Source organism: Wujia chipingensis (assembly GCF_014337155.1).
GTDB classification, from domain to species: Bacteria; Bacillota; Clostridia; order Lachnospirales; family Lachnospiraceae; genus Coprococcus_C; species Coprococcus_C hominis.
This window is the reverse complement of sequence record NZ_CP060632.1, coordinates 2,525,919-2,546,443: the sequence shown is the minus strand read 5'-3', so window position 1 is coordinate 2,546,443 and position 20,525 is coordinate 2,525,919. Positions and strand designations below refer to the sequence as shown.

The window sequence follows — 20,525 nt, the reverse complement described above, 5'->3', positions numbered from 1 at the left end:
TCATTTATGCCTGACTCATGTGATTGATGTAATGATTCTTTAACGCCTGAAATGTTTCATCGCTCAAGTCATGTTCGATTCGGCAGGCATCCTCGTAAGCAGTCTCTTCGTTCACACCAAGAGACATAAAAAGATGGGCAAGCGTTTCATGCCGCTCGTAGATCTTGGATGCGATCTTCATGCCTTCCTCTGTGAGTGATAAATATCCTTTGTCATCGACATTTATATATCCGTTTACACGGAGGTTCTTCAGATACACGCTGACACTCGGCTTGGATAATCCAAGATGGTGTACGACATCAATCGAACGAACGTGCTCGTGTGATTTGCCGAGAAATAAAATTGCCTCCAGGTAATCTTCGGCTGATTCCTGTATTTTCATAAACCAATCCCCTTTACATAATAAGTGCTGTTAACGTCGCTATGTCTGAATACTAACACAAATTTTACAGGTTTGCAAACGCTTTGCAAAAATGCTTTATAAATAAGAAATACAAATATAAAAATCCGATGTATTTTTTATTGACAAAATAGTTAGTTTGGGCTAATATTGTGTCGACAGAAAGTTAGTTGTTCTAAACTAACCTGAAATAAAGTATGAATACTACAGAAAAGGAGTGATTTTTATGCCACTGTCAATGGTAGAAGAAGGAGAACCAAAAACCATCGTGAAAGTGGGGGGAAAAGAGGAAGTTCGTAAATTCCTTGAGAACCTCGGCTTTGTGGACGGTACAGTTGTAACCGTTGTATCTTCGCTGGGCGGAAACATGATTTTGAAGGTGAAAGATTCAAGAGTGGCTCTTGGTCGTGACATGGCAAGTAAAATCCAGGTAGCCTAGAAGAACGTATTCGTAAGAGAGGAAGTGAAACAATGAAGACATTGAATCAGGTAAAAGTAGGGGAGACCGTAAAGGTAACAAAGATCGCAGGCGAAGGCCCTATCAAGAGAAGAATCATGGATATGGGTATCACAAAGGGCGTTGAGATCTACGTGCGTAAGGTAGCTCCACTTGGAGATCCGGTTGAAATTACAGTTCGTAATTATGAGCTGTCTGTTCGTAAGGCAGATGCTGCAATTATCGAAGTAGAGTAATCACCCAATGTCAGGGAATGTAAAAAGATAAGGAGAGAAATCATGGCAATTACAATTGCACTCGCAGGTAACCCGAACTGCGGTAAAACGACATTGTTTAACGCCTTGACCGGCGCAAACCAGTATGTTGGTAACTGGCCAGGTGTTACGGTAGAAAAAAAGGAAGGTAAGTTAAAGGGACATAAAGATGTTGCCATCATGGACTTACCTGGTATTTATTCTCTTTCTCCATATACATTGGAGGAAGTTGTAGCAAGAAATTATCTGATCGGTGAGCATCCAGACGCAATCATCAATATCATTGATGGTACGAACCTGGAGCGTAACCTGTATCTGTCTACACAGATCATCGAGCTTGGCATCCCGGTTGTTATGGCTGTCAACATGATGGATGTAGTCAGAAAGAGCGGCGACAAGATTGATATCAAGGCACTTTCCAATGCACTTGGCTGTGAAGTCGTTGAGATCTCCGCTTTGAAGGGCGAAGGAATTAAGGAAGCTGCAGACAAGGCAGTTGCAGCTGCAAAGGCAAAGAAAGCCGTTGCACGTGTACATAAGTTTGACGATGCAGTGGAAGCTGCTATTGATGCAGTGGAAGCAAAGCTGGATGATTCAGTAGCAGAAGCACAGAAGCGTTTCTTCGCAATCAAGGTTCTTGAGAAAGATAGCAAGATTGGCGATCAGCTTAAAGTTATCCCAGATGTATCTGCAGAGATCAAGACACTGGAAGATAAGTTTGACGACGATACAGAGTCAATCGTGACAAGTGAGCGTTATGCGTACATTTCTTCTATCATTGGAAAATGTTTGAAGAAGGCAAAGTCAGGAAAGAAGCTTTCTGTATCTGATAAGATTGACAAGATTGTAACAAACCGTATTTTGGCACTTCCTATTTTTGCAATTGTCATGTTCTTAGTATATTACATTGCAATGCAGACCGTCGGTGCTGCTGCAACAGACTGGACAAATGATAACCTGTTTGGTGATGGTTTCCATTTGTTTGGTATGGAGAAGAATGACGATGGCGTTGCTTACAGCGACGATGCAGATGCTTACGCAGAGGCAATGCAGATCATCGATGGATTCATCTCTTATGGTGAAGAAAATGGTGTAGAAGTTGGTGATATTGCAGATGCTATGGATGCAGAGTCAGATGAGTTTGATCCAGCAAACGCTGCAAAGGCTGCTGACGAACTGCTGACAGTATTTGATGCCAATACAACAGCAACTTATCTTGTAGAAGATGAGGAGACACTGGCAACTGACGAGACAGAGTCTACATATGCAGATCTGCAGAGCGCAGTTGATACATACAAGTCTTATGGTTGTGAAGAGCCAGATCCTGCAGATTATGGCGTATTTATTCCTTCTATCCCGGATCTTGTATCAAAGGGACTTGAGAAAGCAAATTGCGCAGATTGGTTACAGGGATTGATCGTTGATGGTATCATCGCCGGTGTTGGTGCGGTACTTGGTTTCGTACCTCAGATGCTGGTACTGTTCATCCTTCTTGCAATCCTTGAGTACTGTGGATACCTTGCCCGTGTTGCATTCATCATGGACCGTATCTTCCGTAAGTTTGGTTTGTCTGGTAAGTCCTTCATCCCAATGCTCGTAGGTATGGGATGTGGTGTTCCAGGTATCATGGCTTCTCGTACAATTGAGAACGAGAAAGACCGTCGTATGACAATTATGACAACAACCTTTATCCCTTGTGGTGCAAAGGTTCCATTTATCGCAATGATCGCTGGTGCTATCTTCAATGGTTCCGCAATCATTTCAACCGGTGCTTACTTCATCGGTGTTATTACAATCATCTGTTCAGGTATCATCCTGAAGAAGACAAAGATGTTTGCTGGTGATACATCTCCATTCGTTATGGAGCTTCCAGCTTACCACTGGCCAAAGGTTGGCGCTGTTTTACGCAGCATGTGGGAGCGTGGCTGGTCCTTCATCAAGAAGGCCGGTACAATCATCCTTCTTTCTACAATCGTTGTATGGTTTACAACATACTTCGGATGGGTTGACGGAAGCTTCGGAATGCTTTCAGAGGATCAGATGGATTATAGTATCCTCGCTAAGATCGGTAACGCAATCTGCTGGATCTTCAAGCCACAGGGCTGGGGCAACTGGCAGGCAACGGTTGCAAGTGTAACCGGTCTTGTAGCAAAGGAGAATATCGTTGGTACGATGGGTATTCTGTACGGTGGCGGAGACGCAACTGTTTACCAGACACTGGCAAGCAAGTTTACAGAGCCAAGTGGTTTGTCATTCCTGTTGTTCAACCTTCTCTGTGCGCCATGTTTCGCAGCAATGGGTGCGATCAAGCGAGAGATGAACAGTGCAAAGTGGTTCTGGTTCGCAATCGGATATCAGTGTGGTCTTGCTTATCTTGTATCACTCGTTGTATATCAGATTGGTGTGCTCATTACAGCAGGTACATTTGGTGTAGGAACGGTTGTAGCGTTCTTGATCATCGCCTTCTTCCTGTATATGCTGTTCAGACCAAACAAGAATGCACAGTTTGCAAAGATCAAGACAAACTAATTCATAGTTTTTAAAAAAGATTGTATAGCACCGGAGCATATCCGGTGCTATATTAAGTATGTGGGAATTGTGTTTGTAAACCATGGAAAAGATGAGATAGAAGGTGCATATATTTCCATCTGATATCCATAATATAGGGATGTATTGTAGCTAAGAAGTTCTAGGTGTTCAATGTAAGTATTGTGAGTGGACGCCAACGCCGCCAATTCGCCGTCCATGGCTCAGTGGCGGCTTGTTTGAACATCGTGTTCAAACATGGCTGGGTAAATGAGTTGAACACCAAGAACTTCTAAGCCACAAACATATTCTATATCATGGATATTAGATGGAAACATATGAACCATCTACACCATTGGTTTATATGGTTTGCAAATACAATAAATATTACCTTGTAAGGAGGTCGTGGAAATGAATTTAGGTACATTTTTAATATTATTGGTAGTAGTTGCGGTGGTTGGTTTGGTCATCCGGGGGATGGTGAAGGATAAGCGTGCCGGCAAGTCAAGCTGTGGCGGGGATTGCAGTCACTGTGGAAGTGTCTGTCATGCACCGAAAAAAACACAGAAATAGAGCAAACAAGCGGAGTAATCCACAAGGAATATCGTCCAGTTAAGAATAATTATCAACAAGTAAAAAATATGAAAAAAGTGGTTGACTTTTTAGTTAGTTTACGTTAACATACAACATGTAGTTAGCAACAACTAACCACAACGAAACATAAATTCGCGTACATGGAATTTATAATCGACTCCTTTCTCTAACAGCCCCGCGCTACTCCACATAGCGCGGGGTAAATTTTTGCGTGATAATCGCCCAAGCACATGCATCGCTGCAAGCTTGCTTGCAAGCAGGTTGGGGGAAAAATGGCGGAACAAGAAAAAAGCCCCAATCGGAAGATAAAATAAAGCGGGATGCAAGTTTTGGTTGCCTAGAATGGGAAGGTAGAATATAATTGTTGCAGTGTGATAGAAACAAAAGATATGCACAAGTAGAAAGGGGATGTACAAGTGCAGTTAAGAAGAGATAATGAAACGGATCAGGAGAGAAAATCAGGCCCATATTATGGCATGCCGTCGCAGAAATATGAGAATCAGAATCCATATACAAACCAGAATCCTTATGCATATGAAGATCCGTATGTGGTTCATACAGTGCCACCGGTTCAGCCCGTGCGTGCAAAGCAGACGATTCCGATTGTTACAATCCTGATTATTGTGGCGAATGTGATTGCGGCGATTATGTGTATTGGTATCGAAAACACATTCCAACTTGCAGGAATTAACTATGAGTACATCACGATAAACCACGAATATCGTCGTTTGATCTCTTATATGTTCATACATGCGGATTTTGAGCATTTGATAGGAAATATGGTGGCGCTCTTTCTGTTTGGTAAACTGGTAGAACAAAGGCTTGGTTCCCTGCGGATGGCAATCATCTATTTTGGTTCCGGCGTTGGAGCAGGATTCCTCTCGATGGAGATTGCACACAAGCTGCATCCGGAGAGTCCACGGTTTGCCGCGGGCGCGTCCGGGGCTGTCTTCGGAATTATATGTGCAGCAGTGTTCCTCCAGATTATGGGACGGAAGAATGCCGAGCGGAAGGATATGATTATCGCTATTGCACTCGTGATTGGATATGCGATTTATTCTGCAGGCGGGAATGTGGATATCTATGGACATATCGGCGGCGCGATTGTTGGCGGTATTTTGGCGTTTGCGTTAAATGTAAAGAAATGGCAGGGCTTCATAGAGAATCAGTTCTGCAAGATCTTGGCGATTATAGCGACAATCGTGCTCTGCGTGATGGGCGTTGGTGAGGCACATATTGGCAAGGATCAGTCCTCTCTGATGGATAAGCGGGTAATGTATATCCGGGAACAGCCGGTGGCAGATTATGAGATGAAGAGCTATGGAACGAAAACCTATGGCGAAGCTTTGGATGATTACTGTACGAATACAAAATGGGAATCCTTTACCGCAGAAAGTGGAGAACAGGTCGTACAATTCAATGGAAACGCGTATTATAAGGGAAGCGAGAAGGAAGTGATCATCCAGTTTTTGATCACGGGTGACTGCGAATCGTATGAGCTGTCGTATTTTGCATTCGACGACACTGCGTGCAACTGGCAGCAGGTAGACGCATTTTACAAGACAATATGTAAGTGATTTTATAATTGTGCAACATAGTAGATGTATATGATTGTGCAGATATTACCAATTCTAAAACAGACCGTTGAAGCACGTTGGTACTTAATGAACGGCAAACTTGTTTGGCGTGAATTTAGTACCATTACGTGATGAACCGAGCGAGAGCGTGTCTGTGTAGAATTGGTAATATCTGTACAATACACATACAATTATCAGTTGCACAATTGATAATAAATAATCCGGAGGATAAGACAAAATGAGTGAAATTAAGAAGATAGCGGTACTGACAAGTGGTGGTGATGCACCGGGAATGAATTCGGCGGTTCGTGCGGTCGTGTTCAGCGCGAACAATCTCGGTATCGAAGTCGTTGGTGTCCTGCGCGGCTACGAAGGGTTGATAGACTGGGAGACGGTTCCGCTTGGATTAGACGATGTGCGAAACATCAACAATCAGGGAGGGACGATTCTCTTCACAAGCAGGAGCGAGCGCTTTTTAGATCAGAAATACAGACACATTGCGGCTGAAAACCTGCGTGCACATGACGTGGATGCGGTTGTCGCAATCGGTGGGGACGGTACGCTGCGCGGCGCAATCAAGTTCAAGGATGAAGGTGTGGATATTGTCTGTATTCCGGGAACGATCGACCGGGATGTGGCATGTTCCGAATACACATTGGGATTTGACACAGCAGCAAATACCGCCATGGAAGCAATCGATAAGATCCGCGATTCATCGGTATCCCATGGTCGCTGCAGCGTCGTAGAGGTCATGGGCAGAAAGCGTGGTTATATCGCGCTCTGGGCAGGCATGGCGACATCCGCAGATGCTATCGTATTACCGGAGAAATGGGACGGAAACTTCGATTACATTATAAATGCACTGCGTAAACGGCACACCGATGGCAGAAACAGCTATCTGGTTGTCGTGGCAGAAGGTGTAACGGATGCAGGCAAGCTGGCAGATCTGATTCAGAAGGAGACAGGAATTGAGTCGCGTGTATCTGTGCTTGGATATATCCAGCGAGGAGGACAGCCAACGGCGAAGGATCGTATGTATGGTTCGCTGATGGGCGCGTATGCAATTGAGATATTGCGACAGGGCAGAGGTAACCGGATCGTTGCGATCAAAAACGATATTCTGGTTGACTATGATATTGCGGAGGCAATCGGCCTGCATAACAACAATCTGGATTCCTTCCAGTACCAGCTCAGTCTGATGCTGGCAGAGTAATGGAGGTATTGGTTGTATTATGAATTCTGCGGAATTCAGTCGGGGTACACCCTTTTTGTAGTTTGAAGATACGGAGGAACGATGAGATAGAGTGGAATCCACAGCTCATTGCGACCTCCGTTATATTTTTTTCAGGGTCAGAGAGCAACAGGCATGCATGATAAATGCGCTGTGCATTTACATAATGGTAGAAGGTATCGCCTGCAAATTGTTTGAAAAGCCGAAGAAAATGATACTTGGAAAATCCCGTCATGGATGCCGCTGTATCAACGCATAGATTTTCTGCGTAATGCTGATGGATGTATTCACATACAGATGAAAATGCTTCGGTATAATGTCTTTTCTTGTCAGGAGATATATCATGGAAGACTGCACTTTCGTCAGACAGTGTGCGCCCAACCAGCAAAAAAAGCTGAACAAGGAAATGAAACACCGCAGTCTCACGGAACCGGTTTTCGCCGAAATACTCTTCTGCACAGGAGGAAATCAGTTGGGCACATGTATCATGAATTTCAGGGAGTGTGTTCCCGTTGATCAGTGTAACTGGAGAGAGTGCTGCCTGAATTGTTGAAAAACAGTCAGATTTAATATAATGGAAGAAATCTGCCAGAAAAATATAACGTTGACCATGACAGGCTGGAATGGAATGAACAGTTCCAGGTGCAATGATCAGGATATCCCGCTCCTTCAGATAATAGTTTGTCCCATTGCAGATGATAGTATAATCGCCTTTGACAGGCATGATGATTTCTGTGGATGCATGCCAATGTGGCACATATGTTTCGTATTGCGTGTTGTTATATAACAACACAGATTCATAATCGTGAAATTTTATCTGTTCATAAGAACCATCCAGGTTAAGTGCCATGCTAATATTTTGTCTCCATTCTATAATCAAAAAATGCTTTTGGATGTTGATGATTTTATTAAATTATAACGAAATAGAAAAAAATATCAAGAAAATTATGAAAAACAGCAAAAATATTCGTAAAAAAATAGCAATAATTGATAACTAAATAGCAATGATTCGGTAGATAGTGAAAAAAGATTACGATAAGATATAGTCAGATCAGGGCATGAGGAAATAATATCTCACTTTGCATGAATAGAACGAGCAGGAGGACAAGATTATGAGAAAGAAACAAGTGTTTAATCCTTTTTTACCTTTGAATGAGTATATCCCGGATGGGGAACCACATGTGTTCGGAGACCGGGTGTATCTGTATGGTTCCCATGATCATGAGGGGGGATATACATTCTGTATGGATGACTATACTGTGTATTCGGCACCGGTAGATGATCTGACAGATTGGAGAAAAGAACGAGTGATATATGAGGCAAATCAGGATCCTGCTTACCCGGAGCTTTGTTATATGTATGCACCGGATGTTGTGCAGGGAAATGATGGAAAATATTACCTGTATTACGCGATGTCCGGCGATTATGGCGTGGGTGGTTATACATGTCCGATCAGCGTGGCTGTATGTGATACGCCAGCGGGAAAATATAAATTTTTAGGGCATGTGCGCAATAAAGATGGAAGTCCGATGATGCGGTATGTATGCTTTGACCCGGCGGTGCTGAATGATGATGGCGTGATAAGACTCTATTATGGTACACAGTATGATTACGAAGAACAGCCAGACTTCCCGGAAAATGATGCCTATGTGAAACAGGAGATGGAGATGTTTGGGCGTACAAGAGAAGAAATCCTGTCATACCCGGACAGCATTATGGGACCTGTGATGCTGGTGCTCGAGGACGATATGCTGACCGTGAAAGAAGAGCCGAAGCATATTATTCTGTATAAGGTGAAAGGAACATCATTCGAGGCACATCCGTTTTTTGAAGCTTCTTCCATGCGAAAAGTTGGAGATAAATATTATTTTGTCTATTCATCAAAGCAGAATCATGAACTTTGTTATGCTGTAAGTGACCAGCCGGATGGTGGATTTACGTTTGGAGGAACGATTGTCTCAAATGGCGATGTCGGGCTGGATGGCAGACCATTGGAAGAGAAACTTAATATGACCGGTACGACACATGGAAGCATTATTGAAATAAATGGTCAGTGGTATGCGTTCTATCACAGACTCACACACAAATCCGACTATAGCAGACAGGCGTGTGCAGAGAAGATAAAGATCGAAGCAGATGGAAGTATTCGGCAGGTGGAGGTTACAAGCTGTGGATTAAATGAGGGACCGCTTGTTGCGGAGGGGAGCTATCCAGCAGTGATTGCCTGCAATCTGACGAATGGAAGTATGCCGCATGGAAATAACAGCATATATAAAGAAGAATTCCCCAATATAACCAATAGTGGAGAAGAACGTTTCATTGGCGAGATTGATCATGGAACGTTGATAGGGTACAAGTATTTTGAATTTAAGAATGTAACCAGAATCGGAATTGTTGGACGAATTGAGACAGAAGAAAATAAGGCGCGATTCGATACACCAGCCCGGCTCGATGCACGGAGCAGACTGATTCATAAACCAGTAGATATGCCGGTGCCTGAAAATAATTTCTTCGAATTGCGTTTGGAACCAGAAGGACCAGCCTGCGGGAAAATCAACATAACAGATGCAGAAGATGAGCATGCATGGGAATGTTTCACCGGGGACGTCCAGATTCCAGATGGTATACATGCGTTGTATCTGGTTTACCACGGAAAAGATAAATTTCAGATGAAAGAACTGAAATTCTTATAGATTGCAATTGAACAGATAAAAAGAAAGCTATGTGTATATGTCTGCGCGACCGCTGATAGTCAGACAATGGAAAACAGAAAATACACATAGCTTTTTATGTACTCTTTTTAGATATGAATGATGTAAATATAAATTATACGGTTGGCAGGGTTGCAAATGACTTTGCAAGTTCGGTACAGAAGATATGGGACAGCTCGTCCAGTGTCACAGGCTGTAACGTAGCCGGATTCAGAATTGGTGCAGGCTTTTTCTTCATGTCCGCACGCACATTGTACCACTGGGTTGGCATCTCGTTTTCTTCAAGATAGATCTTGTATGGGATTTCTTTTGCCATGTTTGTTCTCCTTTTCTTTTTTTGTATTTTCTTTGTTGTAAATAAGCTCTAAAACAAAATATAATTTGTTTTACATTATTTTTATGTGTTTTACAATATTCTCAAGTAAAAACAACAAAAGAAGTGTGAAACTACAGTGAAAATAATGACAGTACGAATAGAAATGTGCTATAATTACATTAATTATGCAATAGAACTTGAGGTGTGAACATTGAGCATAAAGAAAAGAGCCTTCTATTTCTTCTGCGCGTGCTGCCTGCTTTTCAGTCTGGTGGGATGCGGAAAGAAAGAGGATACAACACTGGCGGATGGAATGTTCCTGATGTTGTCATCGACAGTCAAAGGCGAGGCAGTTGAGACATATGAGATGTATACGCTGCATGCGGAGATCAGTGACAATGGAAATGTCCGCATTTATGCAGATGACTTTAATCGTTGGGTGCCGAGTGATCCATGCCCGGAGGAGACGGTTCAGTTATCGGCAGATACAATTCAGCAGATCAAGGATATCATAGATGATATTGACCTGTATCATATGCGAAGAAATATCGGAAGCCGGGATTTGAAGGACGGAGAATACAAGGAACTGACGTTGTATACGGCGTCGGGCGAGCATGTATCTGGAGGTTTGAATCCATCAAACCGGGAATTCCTGAAGCTATATGATTATGTGGAAGATCAGATTCGGGAGGTGGAATACCGATATCGGACGAAGATCGCCGAGATGCAGAAGAAAGCCATCTCTATGGAACAAAATAAGAATGTGTATATTACGGATTCACAGGAAGAGACAATCGTTGCACAGGACGAGATCAATGATGTTTATGTGACCTGTGGAGCGCAGCATACAAGGTATGAGGAAACGGCTACCGCAGATGCAGAAGAACCAGTCAATTATTATGTAACATTTCTGCTTGCGGATGCAGGGGCGGAAGCGTTGCGGGCGGATACAAAGAGCTGCAACGAGGACAATGCCATGTATTACAAGGTGTATCAGGACAATGCATATGCATTTACGTTCTGTGTACAGGAGCCTGTCATGACAACTGAGATTTATGTATACGAGACAATGGATGCAGAAGAAGCAGTTGCGAAAGCAAAGGAACTACGGGATAGTTTGTATTAAATATAGAAAAAGGTTGGAAGAAAGATGAACAAATTAAAAGCAGTAATTTTGGCAGCAGGAAAAGGAACACGAATGAATTCTGATTTACCGAAAGTCATTCATAAGTGCTTAGGCAGACCGATGGTGCATTATGTGATTCAGGCGTGCAAGGATGCAGGAGCCGGTGAGGTATGCGTGATTGTCGGCTATAAGGGCAGAGAGGTCAAGGATGCGATCTATGATGTCGTAGATTATGTAGAACAGAAAGAACAGCTTGGAACTGGACATGCTGTCAAATGCGCCAAGGATTTTATTGGTACAGAGGGCGATACACTGGTGCTCTGTGGAGACACGCCGTTGATTACTGGAAAGACATTGACAGAACTTGTCGAGAAACATCGCAAGGAAGCAAATGGCGTGACAGTATTGTCTGCAATTCTGGATGATGCAACCGGGTACGGACGTATCATCCGTGATGCAGCAGGCAATTTCGAGAAGATTATCGAGCACAAGGATGCAACCGAAGAGGAGCGGGCATGCAAGGAAGTAAATTCCGGTATGTATATTTTTAATTCCGAGGCACTTTCTGCAAGTCTGGATCTGCTGAGCAATGATAACGCCGCTGGAGAATATTACCTGACGGATACGATTGCACTGATCAAAAAGATCGGTCTCAAAGTATCGGCACTTCCGCTTACCGGAGATGCCTGTGACGAGATCCGCGGTGTGAATACGATCGATCAGCTCGAAGAAGCAGAACAGATCATGTGTCACCGTGAGGACTAGGAGGCAGACGATGAAAATAATCGTAGGACTGGGAAATCCGACGAAGGAATATGCCGGAACAAGGCATAATGTCGGGTTCTCCGTGATATATAATATCAGTGATGCATATAATATTCCGGTTGAGACGAAGAAGCATAAGGCGTTGATCGGAAAGGGTATCATTGAGGGTGAGAAGGTCATTCTTGCCATGCCGCAGACATATATGAATCTGAGTGGCGAGAGTGTGCGGGAACTGATGGACTATTATAAATGTGATCTGTCAGATCTGATCGTCATCTATGATGATATCAGTCTGGATGTCGGCAAGCTTCGCATCCGTGCGAAGGGCAGTGCCGGTGGACACAATGGCATCAAGAATATCATTGCGCAGCTTGGCACACAGGAGTTTACACGAATCAAGATCGGTGTCGGAGAAAAGCCGGCGAAGATGGATTTGGCGGATTATGTGCTGGGGCGGTTCTCGAAAGAGGAACAGCCGATTATTCGGGAGAGCGCTGACCGGGCGAGGGAAGCGGTCTGTGAGATGATCACACACGATGTGGCTTCCGCCATGAACAAGTTTAATTAGGGTAAGAAATAATAGAAAAGAGGATCAGAAAATGAAGGCATTGACACTTGCATTTCAGGATGATCCAAGGTTTGCAGAGTTAAAAAAACACCGGGATGAATCAGGCGGTATCCACCATGTATGGGGGATGGATCGCCGGATCACCCCACTTTTGATGGAGGCACTGTCAGACACAAAACGGTTTCGCCTGATCGTGACCTATGAGGAGCGACGCGCGCGGGAGATCGTCGAGGACTATCGGTTTTACAGCCGTCAGACCTTTTATTATCCGGCGAAGGACGCTCTCTTTTATTCCGCAGATATTCACAGTAACAATACCGTGCAGGAGCGTCTGGAGATTTTCAAGAAGATCGCAGAAGGGCGACCATGTACCGTTGTTACGACCATCGAGGGATTGATGGATAAAATTCCATCCATCTCGCATATCATAGAAAATATATTGACGATCAAGGTCGGAGATACCTTGCAGCTCGATACATTTTCACGGAAGCTCACAACACTTGGATATGAAAAAACTTCAATCGTAGAGACACCGGGGCAGTTTTCGGTCAGAGGAGGAATCATCGACATCTTCTCCCTGACGGAAGAGTGCCCTTATCGTGTTGAGTTGTGGGGAGATGATATCGACAGTATCCGGAGCTTTGACGTGGAAAGCCAGCGTTCGATGGAACGTGTCGAGGAGTTTGTCATCTATCCATCTACGGAGATGGTGCTCGATGATGTGCGGATCAGCAAGGGGATTGCCAAGCTGGAGAAGGAGCATAAGGCACAGGCGAAGCTTTTGAAGGAACAGTTCCACACGGAGCAATACGCACGGCTGAACAAGATGGTGGAGTCGGTATTAGAGGAGTTAAAGGAGTTTAATTCCACGATGGGATTAGACAGTATGGTGGAATATTTCTACGACGACACGGTGTCGTTTTTGGATTATTTCCCAACAGATACGGATATCTTCATTGACGATCCAGAGCGTGTGAACCAGCGTGCTGGTGCGTATGCGATGCAGTTTGGCATGTCGATGGAAGGCCGTCTGGAGGGCGGTTATGTTCTGCCGACACAGGCAAATGTGCTTTATGATGCCAAGACCGTTGTGGCAAGACTGGTAAATCGTACGCCGATCTTGCTTTCGGAGTTGTACAAGAAGCAGCCAGCATGGAAGGAACAGTACGCATTTCAGATTGATGCAAAGGGGCTTGTCAGCTACAACAACAGCTTCGAGGATCTGATGAAGGACATCGAGAAATATAAGAAGAAGGATTATCGGATTCTGATCCTGTCACCATCCGCGACACGAGGCAAACGTATCGCGAAGAACTTACAGGATAATGATGTCATGGCGTACTTTACCGAGAACCGGGAACAGCCGCTCAAACCGGGAGAGGTACGCATCAGTGTCGGTCGAATGGAGACGGGATTTGAGATTCCGGAGTGTCATCTGCTTGTGATCGCAGAGGGTGATATATTTACCTCTAAGGAACTGAAAAAACGAAAGAAGCTGCCGAAATATGCCGGTGAGAAGATTGCCGGATTCTCAGATATTTCTGTTGGAGATTATGTCGTACATCAAAATCATGGTGTCGGAATCTACCGCGGTATCGACAAGGTGGAAACCGATGGACGCATGAAGGACTATATCAGTATCGAGTATGCGAAGGGCAGTAAATTGTTTGTGCCTGTGGAACAGCTCGACCGCATCGGCAAGCTGTCCGGCAAGGATGGCGCACGTGTCAAACTGAATAAGCTTGGCGGACCGGAGTGGGAGAAAGTGCGCACACGTGTCAAGGGACATGTGGAGGATATTGCAAAAGAACTGATCGAGCTGTATGCGATCCGATCGAGCACACAGGGCTACAAATATTCGGAGGATACCGTATGGCAGCGGGAGTTTGAAGAGATGTTCCCGTATGAGGAGACATTGGATCAGCAGAAAGCCATTGACGATACCAAACACGATATGGAGAGCGGTAAGATCATGGATCGTCTCGTCTGTGGAGATGTCGGATTCGGAAAGACAGAGGTTGCCATCCGGGCAGCGTTTAAGGCAGTACAGGATAACCGGCAGGTAGCCTATCTGGTACCGACGACGATTCTTGCCGAACAGCATTACAACACATTCTGTGAGCGTATGAAGAACTATCCGGTTAATATCCGGATGCTGTCCCGGTTTTGTACACCGAAGGAAGTAAAAGAGACGTTGGAGCAGATGAAGTCTGGTATGGTCGATATCGTGATCGGTACACACCGGCTGCTTTCCAAGGATATTGTATTTAAAAATCTGGGACTTTTGATCATTGACGAGGAACAGCGGTTCGGCGTCAAGCACAAGGAACAGATCAAGCAGATGAAGAAAAATGTGGATGTGTTAACTCTCACGGCGACACCAATTCCACGAACCCTGCATATGAGTCTGGTTGGACTGCGCGACATCAGTCTGCTGGAAGAGCCGCCAGTCGACCGGCTGCCGATCCAGACGTATATTATGGAGTACGATCTGGAGTTTGTAAAAGAGGCAATCAACCGGGAGCTTGCGCGAAACGGACAGGTATATTATGTGTATAACCGGGTAGAGACGATCGCGGACATCACGGGACAACTCCGTCAGGTGCTGCCAGATGCAACGATTGAATTTGCACATGGCAAGATGCCGGAGCGGGAGCTTGAAGCGATGATGCGCCGTTTTATCAAGGGTGAGATTGATGTGCTAGTATCGACGACGATCATTGAGACGGGACTGGATATCCCAAATGTCAATACGATCATTATACATGATGCAGACCGGTTCGGTCTGTCACAGCTCTATCAGCTGCGGGGACGTGTTGGACGTTCCAACCGGAGTGCCTACGCATTCCTGCTCTATAAGCGCGATAAGATGATAAAAGAAGTCGCAGAGAAGCGGCTGAAAGCAATCCGGGAGTTTACAGATCTTGGCTCCGGGTATAAGATAGCAATGAAGGATCTGGAGATTCGTGGAGCCGGAAATCTGCTTGGACAGGAGCAGTCGGGAAATATTGAGGCAGTCGGTTATGATCTGTATTGCCAGATGTTGAACGATGCGATCCGGCGTCTGTCTGGTGAGACGGTGCGTGAGGAGTTCGTGACAAACGTAGAACTTCCGCTCAATGCCTATATTCCAGACAGCTATGTGAAGAATGAATATGTGAAGCTGGATTTGTATAAGAGAATCTCAAAATGTGCGAACCGCGAGGATAATGATGCCATCTTAGAGGAGGTGCGTGACCGGTTTGGAGAGCCGCCAAAGCCGTTCTTCCGCTTGCTTGATGTGGCGTATCTGAAAGCAATTGCACATGAGGTTTATATTACGGATATCAAATACGTAGGCGACGAGGTGCGATTTTACATGCTGCCGCAGGCACCTGTGCAGGCGGAACGGGTCAATCCGTTATTGAAACGGTATAAGAACACATTGCGGCTTACCGCGGGCAAACAGACATATTTCCGTATCCGTATGTCGAAGCTGATCGAGGAAGAGATGGTATCTTCCTGCGAGAAGGTAATTGAGGATATCCGCACATTGTATAATACGGAGGATGTGAACCATGAAGCATAATAGACGTTGTCGAAAACTAATTGCAATATTGTTGTGTATCTGCCTGATGGTGCCGATGCTTTCCGGCTGTGGAGAGAAAAAGGAAGAAGAAACAAAGCAGACAAGCAGTGGAACACTGGTGTTTCAGTATGGAAATAATCTGGTAACCAAGGGCGAGGTATATATCTATATAGAAACCGTGCGGGAGCGGTATGAGATGCAGTACGGCAGTGATGTCTGGCAGACGGTGCTTCCGGATGGTGGTGCGGGAACTTCTATGGAGAACCTGACGCGTGAGGAAGTTGTAAATGAGATTGTCCGTGTCAAGACGTTGTGTGCGCATGCAGAGGAGCTTGGAATCACACTGGGCGACGATGAACTGGCAGAGTTAAATCAGAAGGCAGATGATTTCTGCGAGGGCCTGACGGACGAACAGTTACAGAATATGGAGATCACAAAGGAAAAGGCCGAGAAGGTGATGCAGGAAAATGCAATCGCATCGAAGGTGGAAGCAAAGATCTTAGATGACCGGAAGATTGAGATTTCTGATGAAGAGGCGCGGATGACGACCTTCTATGATATGTATTTTGCATGTTATAGTATGGATGAAAATGGCGTGATAACCCCATACACGGATGATCAGAAGAAACAGCAATATGAAAATGCGCTACAGGCGTGCAGCACACTTGCGACGGCAGACTTGAAGGACAACACAGGTGCAGCAATTGAGAAGCTGGCAGAGTACTACCAGCTGGATCAGGCGCAGACGCAGACGATGAGTCCATCGCAGATTCTGGAGACATACGGACAGGATGTGTATGATCTGCTCTACAGCATGGAGAATGGACAGTACAGCACGGTTGTGGAGACTCAGTATGGTTATCATGTATTCCAGATGATTGCTCTGACTGATCAGACGAAAACAAATGAGCAGAAGATCGTGCTTTACAATCAGCAGGTACAGGAAGCTTTATCGGATACGCTTACGAAATGGCAGGCACAGATCGATCCGATCTTCAAGTATCCGGACAGCGTAGATATGGACGTGTATGATACGATTGTAAATGATACAGTTGGGACAAAATAAATGAAGAAAAAAATTTTTTATTGTACCATAATGTATATTGTTACATATATTTTGATCGTTGGTATTTCTGTGCAGGATTATAACATATTTTCCACAGTTGTAAGGAATCAAACAACGGAAACTGTACGCTATACAATTATTCCATGGCTATGGGTGTCAAGGCTGATTAACTGGGTGCCTGTGTTGCTTGCATGTTGTATGGTTTATACAATGATTAAAAATGTAGTTGTTTTAGAGAGCTTTTTGTTTGCGGGAATCAGTATATGTAAGATGTTAATTCAGTTGTTCCCACAGGCAGATAAAACGACTATTATAATATACCTGCATATTTCATCAGTTGTGATATACCTGATATTGACAGGTAAGATAGAACAACGGGTAAGTGCATGGCGTTGTGTCAGGGATGCATTTGCAAAAAAGACAGTGCGCAGAGCTGTAATAATTTTTGCAATATGTGGGATCGTATGTAATCTTGCATATATATTTGCACCAAAGAAGACGTTTTATGCATATATTCCAGAGGAAACGAGGACGACGGTTGTATGTGAGGATTTGTCTAGTTACTATCCATATGCAGATTTAACGATAGAGCATGAATATGCAATCATCGGATTGGCATGGAATCATAAGGATTTTCAAGGTTGCGTGGTGAAGGCAGAAAAGCCTGGAACAGATGTAATCCGTATAAAACAGAGTGGGGATTTGAAAGGAACTGTAGAAGTAGAATATCCAGTGACGGTTGATGAAAAACTAAGATTCCATATCAAACCGAGTGTATCATATTTGTATCATCGGTACTGTGCAAATGTGAATTTTTGTATTGGTATGATATTGTTGCTTGTGGCTGTCTGGAACAGTGGGGATACCATAACAGAAACTAAGCGATGTGTGAAAATGGCGTGCATTCTGTTGACGTTGATAATTTATGGCATGTGTATAGGTGTAGAGGCGGCACAAATAGGTGTTAAATATGTTGCTCTATTTATATTGTTTAGTATATATGTTTTGTTAGATTGTTTTAGATTGAGAAGCAAAAAAACAAATGGAATATTGGGTGCGGTTTTGATATGCTTATTTTTGTATAGCAGTTATTATGTGGAATTGTTGTTATGGTTATGGTTTGCCTGGCAGGTGTTTTCATATAAAAATAGTCAATCGAGTAGGTGTTAACCTGCTCGATTTTTTGATTAAAAGCAATTATGAAACATGTTCGGCATATTTTTATAAAAAGTACTTGACAAAACTGTATTGTTGTATTACTGTACTATTTAGATAATACAACAATACAAAAAGGAGGAACAACGATTGGCGTGGAAGTTTAACAATGAATCTCCAATCTACTTGCAGATTGTGGAAATCATCAAGACGCAGATCGCGCAGGGCGTCTTAAAGCCGGGTGATCAGGTACCGGCGGTGCGGGAGCTTGCAGTGACCGCAGGTGTGAATCCGAATACGATGCAGAAAGCACTGGCAGAGCTAGAGCGCGAGGGCGTGCTGTATTCCCAACGGACAGCCGGACGATTTGTTGCAGAGCCGAAAGCAGGAGGTGGAAGCTTGAGAGAGGAATTAAGTAAAAAGCATATACAGGCTTATGTGGATAATATGCGGAGTCTTGGATATGCGGACAGCGAAATATGTGCAGTGCTTGAAACATTCCTAAAAGAATCAACTGCGAAAGCAGAATAAGCAATCAGAACCATAAATCAGGAGGAACGGAAACTATGAGTAATTTAGTAGAAGTATCCGGTGTGAAGAAAGGGTATGGGATCTCGAAAACTGTATTTGAGAACCTGAACCTGACATTGCCGGAAGGAAAGATCATCGGTCTGCTGGGACCGAACGGAAGTGGCAAGACAACACTTATCAAGATGCTGGTTGGTTTGCTGCAGCCGGAGAAAGGAAGTATCCGCATCTGTGGGCATGCGGTAGGACCGGAGTCAAAGGCGGTTGTGTCGTATCTGCCGGAGCGGACGTATTTTAACGAGTACTTAAAGATCCGCCAGCTTGTCAATATGTTCAAGGATTTCTATGCGGATTTTGATGAGGCGCGGGCATATGACATGATGCAACTCTTAAATATCGATCCGAACATGACACTCAAAAAGCTGTCCAAGGGTAACAAGGAGAAAGTACAGCTGATTATGGTGATGAGCCGACGGGCAAGGCTGTATGTCTTAGACGAGCCGATCGCAGGTGTCGATCCGGCAGCCAGAGACTATATCATGCAGACAATTCTTACAAACTACGATGAGAAAGCGACGATCCTGCTGTCCACCCATCTGATCTCGGATATCGAGAACATATTGGATGAAGTTATCTTCATCAAAGAGGGAGAGATTCTCTGTCAGAAGGATGCGGATGCATTGCGGGCAGAAAAAGGACAGTCAATTGATGAGATATTCAGGGAGGTATTTCGATGCTAGGAAAATGTATAAAAAATGAATTTGTAAACCGTTCCGGATTAGTCGGAATGATATCTGCCGGTGTGATGCTTTTTGCGGTTATCGTGCTCGGGCTGGATAAATTATATAACGTGGTTGGTACGACTGCATTTGCTGTATTTGTAAAGCTTGTAGACGTGATGTTTGCTCTGGCAATGTTTGCCGTGATTGTGATGGTTGTACTGCTTCCATGCCTTGATTTCCGGAATCGCTTCTTCAAGGATCAGGGGTATCTCACCCATACCCTGCCGGTAAAGACATCCACACTCATTGGCGCGAGACTTATCTGTGATCTGGTGATGATTGCTTGGATGGTTGCTGTTTATGGGCTTGCTGTCTGCGTCGCAACGGGGAATTTCGAGGTGTTCAGTGATTTCGTAGGGTTCGTACAGCAATTCCTTTCGATGTCCGGGATGACAGTGGATCGGGGTCTGATTGTGCTGGATGGTGTATTGGCACTTCTTATGATGTGGCTCGGTGTGATGTGCAATATCTGGACGATCAATGCCGCCTATGCATTTGGTCATGCATTCACAAAGGGGAAACGCATATGGTCAGTTATGATTTTTGCTCTGATCCAGATGATATACGGCATACTTGTTGTTGTGTTCAGTGAGATTCTGTCAAAGCAGGATATTGACTTATTTCTGGAGCAGATCTCATCGACAGCAAAGCAGTATCTGATTGTGCTTGTGACGGTTACGATCATAGAGGTTGTCGGAATTGCGGTACTTTCCGTGGCTACAACGCTTACCTGTAAGCATAAGCTGAATCTGGAGTAAAAGAAAGCCGTCCCTCTCTTTTAGTGAAATCCCTCGGAATTTTCATATTCCGGGGGATTTTTGTAAATTAGTGGTAGACAGCTGACGCAGCATGACATATAATTGGTGCGGGGACAAACGAAAAAAGCACCAAGTATATCGTA

At 44.3% G+C, this 20,525-nt stretch carries 18 protein-coding genes and 1 pseudogene; 16 read left to right on the top strand and 3 right to left on the bottom strand.

Annotation, left to right across the window (positions count from 1 at the left end; genetic code table 11):
* Window positions 1-4: 4 nt before the first annotated feature.
* Window positions 5-382 carry a metal-dependent transcriptional regulator gene (locus H9Q76_RS11865; RefSeq protein ID WP_021986250.1) on the bottom strand — a complete coding sequence of 126 codons (378 nt, stop codon included), beginning with the start codon at window positions 380-382 and terminating at the stop codon, window positions 5-7.
* Window positions 383-626: 244 nt separating this feature from the next.
* Here H9Q76_RS11865 and H9Q76_RS11860 point away from each other — a divergent pair, with 244 nt between their 5' ends.
* The 6 genes from H9Q76_RS11860 (at window position 627) to H9Q76_RS11835 (ending at window position 7,021) form a co-directional block, all read left to right on the top strand.
* A complete protein-coding gene (locus tag H9Q76_RS11860; protein WP_021986249.1) occupies window positions 627-839 on the top strand; it encodes a FeoA family protein in 213 nt (70 codons plus the stop codon).
* A gap of 32 nt (window positions 840-871) precedes the next feature.
* Window positions 872-1,093: a FeoA family protein gene (locus tag H9Q76_RS11855; protein WP_021986248.1), complete on the top strand. Its 222-nt coding sequence runs from the start codon at window positions 872-874 to the stop codon at window positions 1,091-1,093.
* Window positions 1,094-1,135: 42 nt separating this feature from the next.
* A complete protein-coding gene (feoB, locus tag H9Q76_RS11850; protein ID WP_021986247.1) occupies window positions 1,136-3,640 on the top strand; it encodes a ferrous iron transporter B in 2,505 nt (834 codons plus the stop codon).
* A 408-nt stretch (window positions 3,641-4,048) separates the two neighbouring features.
* Complete coding sequence (locus tag H9Q76_RS11845; RefSeq protein WP_021986246.1) at window positions 4,049-4,210, top strand: FeoB-associated Cys-rich membrane protein; 162 nt, start codon at window positions 4,049-4,051, stop codon at window positions 4,208-4,210.
* Between the two features lie 437 nt (window positions 4,211-4,647).
* Window positions 4,648-5,808, top strand: coding sequence for a rhomboid family intramembrane serine protease (locus tag H9Q76_RS11840; RefSeq protein ID WP_118546240.1), 1,161 nt, complete (start codon window positions 4,648-4,650; stop codon window positions 5,806-5,808).
* A gap of 238 nt (window positions 5,809-6,046) precedes the next feature.
* On the top strand, window positions 6,047-7,021 hold the full coding sequence (locus tag H9Q76_RS11835) for an ATP-dependent 6-phosphofructokinase (protein WP_249321163.1): 975 nt from the start codon (window positions 6,047-6,049) through the stop codon (window positions 7,019-7,021).
* Here the strand turns inward: H9Q76_RS11835 and H9Q76_RS11830 are convergent.
* Entirely contained in the window at window positions 6,999-7,889 is an 891-nt protein-coding gene (locus H9Q76_RS11830; RefSeq protein WP_117780094.1) for an AraC family transcriptional regulator, read from the bottom strand. The two genes, H9Q76_RS11835 and H9Q76_RS11830, sit on opposite strands and share 23 nt — an antisense overlap.
* 262 nt (window positions 7,890-8,151) lie before the next feature.
* Here H9Q76_RS11830 and H9Q76_RS11825 point away from each other — a divergent pair, with 262 nt between their 5' ends.
* Window positions 8,152-9,732: a family 43 glycosylhydrolase gene (locus H9Q76_RS11825; RefSeq protein ID WP_249321162.1), complete on the top strand. Its 1,581-nt coding sequence runs from the start codon at window positions 8,152-8,154 to the stop codon at window positions 9,730-9,732.
* 160 nt (window positions 9,733-9,892) lie between these two features.
* Here the strand turns inward: H9Q76_RS11825 and H9Q76_RS11820 are convergent.
* Window positions 9,893-10,066, bottom strand: a pseudogene (locus H9Q76_RS11820) (TrpB-like pyridoxal phosphate-dependent enzyme); the annotation flags it as partial.
* 211 nt (window positions 10,067-10,277) lie between these two features.
* Here H9Q76_RS11820 and H9Q76_RS11815 point away from each other — a divergent pair.
* The 9 genes from H9Q76_RS11815 to H9Q76_RS11775 all read left to right on the top strand — a co-directional run bounded on the left by H9Q76_RS11815 (window position 10,278) and on the right by H9Q76_RS11775 (window position 20,382).
* Complete coding sequence (locus H9Q76_RS11815) at window positions 10,278-11,192, top strand: hypothetical protein (protein WP_249321160.1); 915 nt, start codon at window positions 10,278-10,280, stop codon at window positions 11,190-11,192.
* Between the two features lie 24 nt (window positions 11,193-11,216).
* A complete protein-coding gene (locus H9Q76_RS11810) occupies window positions 11,217-11,957 on the top strand; it encodes a sugar phosphate nucleotidyltransferase (RefSeq protein ID WP_118670950.1) in 741 nt (246 codons plus the stop codon).
* A gap of 10 nt (window positions 11,958-11,967) precedes the next feature.
* Window positions 11,968-12,525: an aminoacyl-tRNA hydrolase gene (gene pth / locus H9Q76_RS11805; protein WP_118670949.1), complete on the top strand. Its 558-nt coding sequence runs from the start codon at window positions 11,968-11,970 to the stop codon at window positions 12,523-12,525.
* A 31-nt stretch (window positions 12,526-12,556) separates the two neighbouring features.
* Complete coding sequence (gene mfd, locus H9Q76_RS11800; RefSeq protein WP_195541056.1) at window positions 12,557-16,093, top strand: transcription-repair coupling factor; 3,537 nt, start codon at window positions 12,557-12,559, stop codon at window positions 16,091-16,093.
* Window positions 16,083-17,159: a peptidyl-prolyl cis-trans isomerase gene (locus H9Q76_RS11795; protein WP_249321158.1), complete on the top strand. Its 1,077-nt coding sequence runs from the start codon at window positions 16,083-16,085 to the stop codon at window positions 17,157-17,159. The genes mfd and H9Q76_RS11795 overlap by 11 nt, the downstream gene beginning before the upstream one ends.
* Window positions 17,160-18,329: a hypothetical protein gene (locus H9Q76_RS11790; RefSeq protein ID WP_249321156.1), complete on the top strand. Its 1,170-nt coding sequence runs from the start codon at window positions 17,160-17,162 to the stop codon at window positions 18,327-18,329.
* Window positions 18,330-18,464: 135 nt separating this feature from the next.
* Window positions 18,465-18,845 carry a GntR family transcriptional regulator gene (locus tag H9Q76_RS11785; protein ID WP_249321154.1) on the top strand — a complete coding sequence of 127 codons (381 nt, stop codon included), beginning with the start codon at window positions 18,465-18,467 and terminating at the stop codon, window positions 18,843-18,845.
* Window positions 18,846-18,880: 35 nt separating this feature from the next.
* Entirely contained in the window at window positions 18,881-19,582 is a 702-nt protein-coding gene (locus H9Q76_RS11780) for an ABC transporter ATP-binding protein (protein ID WP_249321152.1), read from the top strand.
* Window positions 19,576-20,382 carry a hypothetical protein gene (locus tag H9Q76_RS11775; protein ID WP_249321150.1) on the top strand — a complete coding sequence of 269 codons (807 nt, stop codon included), beginning with the start codon at window positions 19,576-19,578 and terminating at the stop codon, window positions 20,380-20,382. Before H9Q76_RS11780 ends, H9Q76_RS11775 begins: the two co-directional genes overlap by 7 nt.
* The last annotated feature ends 143 nt before the right edge of the window (window positions 20,383-20,525 follow it).